At 67.1% G+C, this 9,814-nt stretch carries 8 protein-coding genes and 1 pseudogene; 4 read left to right on the top strand and 5 right to left on the bottom strand.

The genetic code is table 11. From position 1 onward, the window contains the following. The first annotated feature begins 37 nt into the window (after positions 1-37). A complete protein-coding gene (locus tag ETD85_RS09505) occupies positions 38-1,873 on the top strand; it encodes an AfsR/SARP family transcriptional regulator (RefSeq protein ID WP_138689255.1) in 1,836 nt (611 codons plus the stop codon). On the opposite strand, the gene ETD85_RS09510 is transcribed toward ETD85_RS09505, so the two are convergent. Next, positions 1,868-4,945 (bottom strand): lantibiotic dehydratase, encoded by a 3,078-nt coding sequence (locus ETD85_RS09510; protein WP_138689256.1) that lies wholly within the window; start codon positions 4,943-4,945, stop codon positions 1,868-1,870. The genes ETD85_RS09505 and ETD85_RS09510 overlap by 6 nt on opposite strands. A gap of 170 nt (positions 4,946-5,115) precedes the next feature. On the opposite strand from ETD85_RS09510, the gene ETD85_RS63005 reads away from it, so the two are divergent. Beyond that, entirely contained in the window at positions 5,116-5,259 is a 144-nt protein-coding gene (locus ETD85_RS63005) for a hypothetical protein (protein ID WP_170246595.1), read from the top strand. A gap of 260 nt (positions 5,260-5,519) precedes the next feature. Here ETD85_RS63005 and ETD85_RS09515 read toward each other — a convergent pair whose 3' ends face one another. After that, positions 5,520-6,629, bottom strand: coding sequence for an aldo/keto reductase (locus ETD85_RS09515; RefSeq protein ID WP_338087130.1), 1,110 nt, complete (start codon positions 6,627-6,629; stop codon positions 5,520-5,522). A gap of 46 nt (positions 6,630-6,675) precedes the next feature. On the opposite strand from ETD85_RS09515, the gene ETD85_RS09520 reads away from it, so the two are divergent. After that, entirely contained in the window at positions 6,676-7,110 is a 435-nt protein-coding gene (locus ETD85_RS09520) for a MerR family transcriptional regulator (RefSeq protein WP_138689257.1), read from the top strand. Between the two features lie 253 nt (positions 7,111-7,363). Here ETD85_RS09520 and ETD85_RS09525 read toward each other — a convergent pair whose 3' ends face one another. The 3 genes and pseudogenes from ETD85_RS09525 to ETD85_RS67245 form a co-directional block, all read right to left on the bottom strand. Beyond that, complete coding sequence (locus ETD85_RS09525) at positions 7,364-8,050, bottom strand: transposase (RefSeq protein ID WP_138689258.1); 687 nt, start codon at positions 8,048-8,050, stop codon at positions 7,364-7,366. A gap of 253 nt (positions 8,051-8,303) precedes the next feature. Beyond that, positions 8,304-8,597 (bottom strand): zinc ribbon domain-containing protein, encoded by a 294-nt coding sequence (locus ETD85_RS67240; RefSeq protein WP_338087131.1) that lies wholly within the window; start codon positions 8,595-8,597, stop codon positions 8,304-8,306. A gap of 80 nt (positions 8,598-8,677) precedes the next feature. Next, positions 8,678-9,277 (bottom strand): annotated as a pseudogene (locus tag ETD85_RS67245) (RNA-guided endonuclease InsQ/TnpB family protein); the annotation flags it as partial. Between the two features lie 22 nt (positions 9,278-9,299). On the opposite strand from ETD85_RS67245, the gene tnpA reads away from it, so the two are divergent. Next, on the top strand, positions 9,300-9,689 hold the full coding sequence (tnpA, locus tag ETD85_RS09535) for an IS200/IS605 family transposase (RefSeq protein ID WP_138689259.1): 390 nt from the start codon (positions 9,300-9,302) through the stop codon (positions 9,687-9,689). Positions 9,690-9,814: the final 125 nt, after the last annotated feature.

Below are 9,814 nucleotides of genomic sequence, written 5' to 3' on the forward strand. Positions count from 1 at the left end.
CGTAATCGTCGGCGGAACACACTCTGTAGGAGACTTCGTGCCGGAGAAGGGTCAGGTGACCTTTCGCGTATTGGGACCGCTGGAGGTCACGCTCGCGGGCAAAGAGATTCCGATACCTGCTGCAAAGCAGCGTATCCTGCTCGCCGCGCTCCTGTTGAAGGCCAATTGCCCGGTATCCATGGAGGAGCTGTTCGACTACATTTGGAGCGGCGCACCGCCTGCCAACGCACGCGGCGCGGTGCAGACTTATGTGGCTCGGCTGCGCACGTCTCTCCAGGCGCCCGACCTGATCGTCACCCGGCGCGACGGGTACTCCATAGAGGTGCCCGGATTCGCGCTGGACCTGCACCGCTTCCGTGATCTGGTCACCCGGGCAGAGGCGCTCACCCGAAGCGGCCCGGGCACCCAGGCAGCGCTGCTGCAACAGGCTTTGACCTTGTGGCGAGGGCCCGCACTGGCGAACGTGCCTTCGGAGAGGTTGCGGAGCTTGGCCACGCAGAGCCTCGGCGAGGAGAGGCTCACCGCGGTGGAACGCCGCATCGATGCTGAACTGTCCCTCGGACGGCATCGGCAGATGCTGGCGGAGCTGCGTGCGCTCACAGCGGAACACCCGCTGCACGAGCGCTTGTGGGGCTGGCTGATGACGGCACTGCACCGAAGCGGCCGGCACGCGGAGGCCCTGGAGGCGTTCCGGCGGCTGCGCCAGGTGCTGCGTGATCAGCTCGGCGTCGAGCCGGGCGAGGATCTGCAGCGGCTTCACCAGCAGGTGCTCGGTGGAGAGCCGTTGATGAACGGCGATCCGGACAGCGATACTTCCCCTCCCGCGTGGATCGCGGCGTGCCAGTTGCCGCTCGGCGTGGGGACCTACGTGGGACAGTCCGAGCTGGTTTCCGAGGCCACGGCGCAGCTGCTGCACCGGGATGTGGGCGTGGTGCCGATCGTGGTCGTCGGCGGCGGACCTGGAATGGGTAAGACGGCCTTCGCCGTTCACGTCGCGCACCGGGTCCGCACCGCTTTTCCGGACGGGCAGTGGTTCGTCCGGCTGAGAACCTCTGATGGAAGCCCTCGCGATCCTGTGGACGTGCTTGCGGAGATGCTGATCTCCGCCGGGCTCGACCGGGCGGACATCCCGGATGGCCTCAGCGCGCGTGCGGCTCGGCTGCGCGCGCTGCTGGCCGACCGCTCAGTGCTGTTGGTGCTGGATGACGCCTTCGACGCGACCCAGGTCAGATGCCTGTTGCCCGGAACCACGGAGTGCGCCGTCCTGGTCACCTCGGGAACCAACCTCTGGGGACTGGCCGCACTGGAGGACGCCCGCGTCCTGAGGCTGGAGCCGCTGCGGCGTGACGAAGCCACGCGCCTGCTGGCCGGCTTGATCGGCCAAGCGACTCACCACGGCGTGTTGGCTGAGATCGCCAGGCTCTGCGACGACCTGCCATTGGCTCTGCGCCTTGCCGCGGCCAACATGATGGGCCGCTCCCCCGCTGAGAGAGCACGCTATCTGGCCGGGCTGCGCTCACGCGATCGGCTCTCCTTGCTCGCGGTGACGGGCGATCGGGCAGCGGCCCTACGAACGTCCTTCGACCGCACCTATCTCGCGCTGCCCGCGCCCGCGCAGCGGCTCTTCCGCCTTCTGGCTCTCGTGCCGGATGACGAGTGCACCCGGCAGGGCGTCGCTGCCCTACTCCAGGTGCCGGCTCACGAGGCCGAGTTCCTGCTCGAGATGCTCATCGCGGCGCACCTGGTGCGCAGGCAGATCCCGGACCGTTTCCACATCGGTCCCCTCCTACGTCTCTATGCGCGGGAACGGCTGGCCGCCGAGGAGCTGCCCACCGTCCAGCCTGCGCCCGTGGCCTCCGCGCCACTGTCATAGAGAGAATCTCTTGCGTGAGAGGGCTGCGTCCACCACGCCACGCATGATCGCCAGAGTTCGGGTCTCGACGACGGGTCGGATGCCGATGGAACGGTTGTGATGCAGGTGCAGCAGCCCCGTCACCACGGCAAAACGTGTACTGGACAGCCGTCCCCCGGCCAGCAGCCGTCGGACGGTCTCACCGTAGGCCGCCACGGCGGCTCGGCGAGCCTGCCAGATCTGGAGCACATCAGCGCCGCCCTCTTCAACGGCCAGCGCGGCCCAGTCGCCCTCGGTGTCGATGAGACGGATCGCTGTGCGGCGCGTCGCCTGGAACGCGGCGTGCTGGTCGCCGCGTGAGGTCTGCGCCAGGAGCCAGTGCTGCCAGTCTTCATCGCCCAGTCCGCGCAGGAGATCGACGTAGTTGGCGGCAGCGAGCAGCTCCTGATCCATCGACAGGCCCCTGTTGCGCACGTCGAACTGGGCCAAGACAGCGAGGCTGTCGGCGGCGAAGACCCGTTCGGCGGCCTCGATCGCCTCAGGGCCGCCGTACCGGGCGACCTCGGGTTCATAGGTGTCGAGCGCCAAGCGCGCAGCCAGACCGGTACCGGTGAGGGTGGCGGCCCAGTCGTGCAGGGCGGGCAGGACGCGCGAATGCAGGTGCGCGGGATCGCCATGGAAGCGCAGGCGCAGATGCGGGTCGGGATCGGCATAGCGAAGGAAGAACCATCGATCCACCGACGCGGGCAGCTCGGAGACCAGGCCGGTCAAATGCCCGCCGAGGATCTCGTCGTGCCGGTCAGCGGAGCTGTAGAGCTTGGCGTAGAGCCATTCACCGCCCGGCAGATGGCGCGGGCCTGGTGCCGGTTCGGGGCGGGAGGCTACGGTGACGGCCCGGTGGGCTTGACCGGCCATCGTCAGGGGGATGACGATCTCGTTGGCGTGGCCGTCGAGCCATCCCCATTCGGCGGCCGTTCCCGGCAGCTCGCAGATGAACGCGTCCGGTGTACGCGTCAGCTCGTGGCGTAGCAGCCGGCGATGCAGTGGTATGGCGAGGTCGAGCTCCACGCGGTTGTCCGCGATAGCCACGTACACACGGTCGGGTACCTGCCATGCGCTACGCCACTCCTCCAGCGCGGCGAGCCATGCGTGCTCGTCCAGACGCTTGTCACGCAGACGGGGGTCAGGCAGCCAGCGGGCGGGCGCGAGCACGGTCCGCCGGTAGCGCACTCTGGGCAGCTTCGGGAGCAGTTCGGCGGCGCCCCACGACCAGGCGTGGAGTTGGCGCTGGGCGCTGCCGGTGATCTCGCTGATGAGGCGGACCACGTGCGGGCTCTGCCCGGCCAGCATGAGCACGTGCGGTGAGATCGCCACGATCTCACGGCCGTGCGGAGCCGATACCAGGAACAGCCTACGCTCGTCCGCACCGACCAGCAGGTCTTGGGCAGACAGAACCCTCGGATCCGACCGCTCGGCGAAAGCGCCCACGGTCAGAGTGTGGTCGCACACCACGGGCGCTCGCGCGACGTTGGCCACCCGCGCATCTCCCGGTTGGAAGAGCAGCTGAGCCCGCACCGGCCCCGCGGCGGCGGGCTCGGCCGGGGCCATCGGGTAGTCGCTTTCGGGAAAGAGGTAGGCGAAGCGGCCGAATACGGAGCCGGCCATCGACGAGCCGGTCGCGGGCGAGACCACCAGCCGGAAGTCGCCCGCGTCCAGGTCCGCCGCAGTCTCCGCCAGGACCTGCACACACAGCTCCGCTGACTCCGGTGGTGGCGGGGCGAGTGTCTCGTCTCCAGCCAGCCGGCCGACGAGCTCGTCGTCGAGTATGACCTCATCCAAGCCGGAATGCAGGGCCCGCGCGGCCAGTTCAAGGAGCAAGGTGTCTCGCGGACCGCGGCGTTGCGGAGCAGAGCCGGCTCCGCGCTCGGTTTCCGGCCCGTGGTATCCATCGGGGACCCCGAGGCCGCGTTCGGGATCTGTGAGTTCCTTGAGCGGGATCAGCTGATGGATGCCGTACCGCTCGAGGAACTCGTGGTGATACTGCACCACGTGCTTCGGGGCGGTCGCTGCCGCGGACATGCGAAGCAACGCGGTGACGGTCGCGGCGGCTTCGTCCGCGACCGGCTGCGGCAGCGTCACGTCGGCGCCGACGCGCAGGTCGACGTGGATCGGCGGATGGTCGGTGGGCTGTAGTGCGCGCATCGCGGAGACGGCGGTCCGCCATACGGAACGGCCCTCTCCCGGAGGGCATTGGGCGTAGTGCTCCAGCGTCGCCGCGATCTCGCGCAGGTCGGCCGCCTCCGTGAGATCGCCTCCGGTGGCCAGACGGTTCAGGACATAGGCGAGCGGATCGGCGTTCAGCGGCGGGTGCAGGTCGGTGAGCAGGACCTCGTACTCCATGAGCAGGTCCATCATGGCCTCAATGGCTTCCCGCGATACCAGGGGGAAGGCCGCCGCCAAACGGTCGAGAAGCTCGGTGTAGGGTCGGGGGCGCGCGGCCCATTCGAGGGCCAGCTGCACGGGCTCGGTGTAGAGCACCGACAGTTCCTTGACGACCCGGCCGTGGCGAGCGCCGGCGGGACCATGCCGGACGTACGGCAGCACGAGCCGGTCGCCCCGGACGACGCACAGGTCGTTAGCCACCAGTCGCAGATGTCGTCGCACGTGCGGTCGACGTTCCCAGTCTGCGAGCAGCTCGGCCAGCCACCCGGCATCCGGACGCACGCCCTTGACGGAGTCCCCGGACAGGCGCACCTTGGTCGTCTCGCCGAAGGAGGCCATGGCGACGCCCGCAAGCAGTCCGAACGGGGTGGGGCGGCCTGTCATCCGCAGCACGTAGCGCGCCGTCGCCATGATGGCCCGCCGGCGTTTGGACGCTTCCACTGCCTGCCCAGCTTGGATGCGGTCGAGGACGGCGGCCAGCGAGTTGCTCGAAACCTCTAGGGCCTCGCGAAGGAGCGGATCGCGCAGGACCTTCGCCAGGAACTCCTCGTCTTCGCCCCCTGTAAGAATGTCCGGGAACCGCGTGATGGGTGCCGCCGGCATGCGCAGAAGAGAAAAGCCCGCAGCGACGAATCGCGGCCCTTCGGCCATGTGAACTCCACCGAGATCGTCCGGAATACGGTCACTGTAACCGGTGGCCTCCAGAGCCGTGATCGCCCCGGCCGTGCGCGTGATCGAGGCGAAAGCTCGGCGAAAGCGCCGTAGAGCACACTGCTTCTGCAGGGTGCTGCACAGCGCCGCTCGACCACGATGGGAGTGTCATGCCTTCGACGCGGAACAAGGCCGAGACCGAGTCGCCGTTCGATCTCGACCCGATGATGGTCCTAGCAGAGGTCAGGATCGACGGCAGCCCTCGGAAGGCCAGCATGACCACAGTCAGCAAGACCCCTGCCTATTCCGGCTGACCCGCGGTCTGCTGCGTATCGACCGTAGGGGAAGCCTTGGCCCGGGCTTGCCGGCCGAGGAATGTCGATCGAAACTCCCCGCGATTCCTCCAGGCGGAGCACGGTTGCGCAACGCGAGGTGGATCACTGATGGCAGCCCTCCTGTCGCCCGCTCGAAGCAGGTGTCGCGCCGGCGTCGGGGAGCTGTCGGCCCGGCGTCGCTGCTCCTCGTCTCCAGCAACAAAGGAGTGTTCGACAGGCATGGAAGGGCGCGGCAGAGCCTAGCTTGCGGCGCGGTCCGCCGGCAGACGCCTGCGGCGGAGACTGTCCGTGAGGGACGGAGGGCTCCACGCCCCGTCCGGGTGGTACATGTTCGTGCCAGGTGGCACGATCTCATCGATGCGGTCCAGGACCGCGTCGTCGAGGACGAGGGAAGCGCCCTTCATCAGCCCGTCCAGATGCTCCATGGTGCGCGGTCCCGTGATCACCGACGTAACGGCCGGATGCGCCACCGTGAAGGCGACCGCGAGTTGAGGCAGGGTGCAGCCCAGCTCATCGGCCAGTTCTACCAGCTGTTCCACGACGTCGAGCTTGGCGACGTTCTCGGGAAGGGATGGGTCGAAGCGGTGTGGCGTGATCGTGGGACGCCCGCTGGACAGGTCCATGGGCTGGCCCTTGCGATACTTGCCGGACAGGAACCCCGAGGCGAGGGGGCTCCAGGTCAGGACCCCCATGCCGTAACGCTGACAGACCGGCAGCACGTCCGCCTCGACGCGCCGGGCGAGGAGCGAGTAGGGCGGTTGTTCGGTCCAGAAGCGCAGGAGGCCACGGCGCTCGGCGACGTGGTGCGCCTCGACGATCTCCTCCGCCGGGAACGTCGAGCAGCCGAAGGCCCGGATCTTCCCCTGGTGCACGAGGTCGCTCAACGCGGACAACGTTTCTTCGATGTCGGTCGAGTGGTCGGGGCGATGGATCTGGTAGAGGTCGATCCAATCGGTCTGCAGGCGCTTCAGGCTCTCCTCGACCTCCTTGATGATCCAGCGCCGCGAGTTGCCACTGCGGTTGCGGCCCTCTCCCATCCCGAAGTGCACCTTCGTGGCGAGGACAACGTCATCGCGCCGTCCCTGCAGCGCCTTACCCACGATCTGCTCCGACTCGCCGGCGGAGTACATGTCCGCGGTGTCGAGGAAGTTGATGCCCTGGTCGAGGGCGGAATGGATGATGCGGACGCAATCATCGTGGTCGCGATTGCCGACGGCTCCGAACATCATGGTTCCGAGACAGTGGACGCTTACCTCGATGCCGGTGCCGCCGAGGGTACGGTAACGCATGATCATGCTCCCAGGTTGGCCGCGATCAGCGCGAACAAGTGATTGGACGTGGGGCCTCACCTTAGGACCTAGAGTCGGCTCTAGTGCAAGCTCTACACTCGACGACATGTTGGACGCCGTACCTGAGTTGAGCATCGGCCAAGTCGCCGCACGCACAGGGTTGAGCATCCATGCGCTGCGCTTCTACGAGCGTGAGGGCCTGCTTGCCAATCCCATTCGACGCGGACCTGCCGGACATCGCGTTTACAGCGAGCAGGATGTTCAGTGGCTGAATCTCTGCGTCATTCTGCGCACCACCGGAATGCCGCTCCCCGAGATCCGCAGATACGCCGACCTGGTCCGGAAGGGAGCCGACCACGGCGAGCGGCTTGCTGTTCTACGGCGGCACCAAGAACAGGTGATGGACCAGCTCAGCGCACTCACCGAAAGCCTGGATCTGATCAGCCGCAAGGTCAGGGCGTACGAAGACTCCTCTGGGGAAAGCCCTGTCGAGCACGAGTGCAGGAGCCCGTTCTTGACGGAGCGCCAAGTACAGGTCTGACTGAGGCCCGGCTGTGCCAGCCCTGGTGAACAGCCTCGACTGCGCGAGGCATGTGGCTCGCCCGAGTCAGCCTCGAGCTGCTTTCACCAGGGCGTGGATGTCCGCAGAGCCAACAAAGACGTCCTGAGGGCCGTGCCCTCGATGAAGCGCATCGTCACCGACACCACCGGGCTGCTGAACACGGTCTCCGTGATCGCCCGAGCCGCGATTACTGCGATGACGCCATGCCCGCCGGTCAGCTCACCGACAGAAGTCAGCCCGGTTTCGGCCGCTCAAACGGTTCGACAGGCGAGTCACCGAACGCGCCCCGCAGGAGGAAGGTGAGCGATGCGGCTTCGCCGAAGGACGCGGCCCCAACGGCCGGCGCCCACTCCCTGCGACGGAGCGGAATGGCAGAAGCGTGACAATATTGGCAGGTTTCGCAGCCCACGGTGACGGGCGCCATGCCGCGCGGCGCCCCATAGATCTCATCGGAGGCCTGGTGATGCGCTCGGATCTGCTCGGTCAGCTCGGCGTCGCGGCGGGCGCGCGCCGACGGGCCGCGCCGTTGGCGAGCAGCCCAGGCGTAGTAGCCCTGGCGCGACACACCCAGCACCCGGGCCAGCAGGGAGACCTCGTGGTGGTCCTTCTCCGCATGAATCAGCCGGAACTTCATCTCGGGCAGATCCGTTTCCCGCGCGAAGAAAGCCGCGGCCTTACGCAAGATCTCCTTCTCCTCACGGAGAATCTTGTTCTCGCGGCGCAGCCGGGCCAGCTCATCCTTCTCCGCGCTGGTCAGGCCATCCTGGCGGCGGCCGTCATCCAGATCGGCCTGGCGCACCCAGGTACGGATTGACTGCGCGGAGGGCTGGAACTCCTTGGCCAGCTCCTCCGGCGTCCGTCCCGCGCGCACCACTTCCACCATCTGCCGGCGAAACTCCGGCGGATAGTTGTTCGGCACAGCAGACTCCTTCTTCCGGGAACCAGGGTTCCCCAGAGATCAGGTGTCCACCAAACCGGGCCAACTCCAAGGCGGCTTGCGTCAACTTCGTGGTGGTCGGCCCCAAGGTGATCAAGGGTGGCCCGAGCCTGGAGAAATACCGGACGAATCGCCCCTTCGCTCAAGGGACCGGTGTGTCGCCGTGTCGTTTCACCCCGAGCATTGACGCGCTCGCCGGGCTGAAGCCCGACGATTCTGGCCTGTGCCGTGTCGTTCACGCGGCGACACTTCCTTGGCTTCCTGCTTCGACGGGCCGTGCCGGGCTCGCGCCCGGCCTTACCGGCCCTCCGCAGGCGTTTTGTCTCTCCGCCCGTCCGGCGGCGAGGACATTGAGCGCGGCGTTGATGTCCCGGTCGTGGGCCGCGCCACAGGAGCAGGTCCACTCCCGCACCGACAGGGGCATGTCCTGCCGTACGGCTGCGCATACCGAGCACAGCTTGCTACTCGGAAACCAGCGACCGACCTTGACGAAGGTCCTGCCGTACAGACGCGCCTTGTACTCCAGCATGGCCACGAACGACGACCAGCCCGCATCTTCTCCGCCCGGCGCAGGAACCGGGGCGAATCGATCTTCCGCCCGTCCGGCAGGACAGCGAAGTGTCCAAGACCCAGATCGATCCCGCTGTCGATCCCGCTTTCCGGCAGGGGTGAGGCGCTGACCTCCACGACGGAAGACGCGAAATACCGGCCCGCCGCATCCTTGATCACGCTCACGCTGGACGGCTCGCAGGGCAACTCCCGCGACCAGCGCACCGCCACCTCTCCGATCTTCGGCAGGCGCAGCTTTCCGCCCGGCGTGATGGAGAATCGGGCGTTGCGGGTGAACCGGATCGCCTGCCGGTTGTCCTTGCGGGACCGCAACCGGGGAGCGCCCAGCTTCGGGCCTTTCCGCTGGCCCGACAACAAGGCGAAGAAATCGCGGAACGCCCTCGTGCAGTCGGCCAGCGCCTGCTGGAGCACCACCGACGACACCTCGCCCAGCCACACCCGGCCGGGGCGCTTCTTCGCCTCGGTGATGACCTGCCGGGACAACTCCGCGTCGGTGACGAACGGCAGGCCGGCCTCATGAGCGTCGTTACGCAGCCGCAGCGCGTCGCTGAACACGACACGCGCGCAACCGAACGCCTTGGCCAGCTCGATTTGATGGCCCGGCGTCGGGTCGAGGCGGAAGCTGTAACGGAGCTGCACACGATCACCCTCCTATTGGTTTATGGCCGAGCACAGCGATATCAGGACCGGCAGGCACGGCGTTTTCGTCCTGCACGCTCATTTGGTTTTCGTGACCAAGTTCCGCCACCAGGTCTTCAACGGCGAGCACCTGACACGGCTGGAAGAGATCATGAGGGATGTGTGCGCCGACTTCGAGACCGAACTGCGCGAGTTCAACGGCGAAAACAATCACCTCCACCTGCTGGTGAACTTCCCACCCAAGATCACCCTGTCCAAGCTCGTCAACTCGTTGAAAGGAGTGTCCTCGCGACGGATGCGCCAGGAGTTCCCCGAACTGGCCGCCCACTACTACCGGGCGAACAAGCTGTGGTCGGGCTCCTACTTCGCCGGGTCGGTAGGCGGCGCTCCCATCAGTGTCCTGCGCCAGTGAAGCCACCAAGAAATAAAGCGTTGCTTTCTGATCTTCGGTTCGTTGGGACGGTATGGGCTTCCCCGACGACGTCTTGTCTCAACTCGCACGGCGGTTCGACGTGCTCCTTCCGCATCTGAATGAGC

The sequence above is a fragment of the Nonomuraea zeae genome (assembly GCF_005889725.1).
GTDB classification, from domain to species: domain Bacteria; phylum Actinomycetota; class Actinomycetes; order Streptosporangiales; family Streptosporangiaceae; genus Nonomuraea; species Nonomuraea zeae.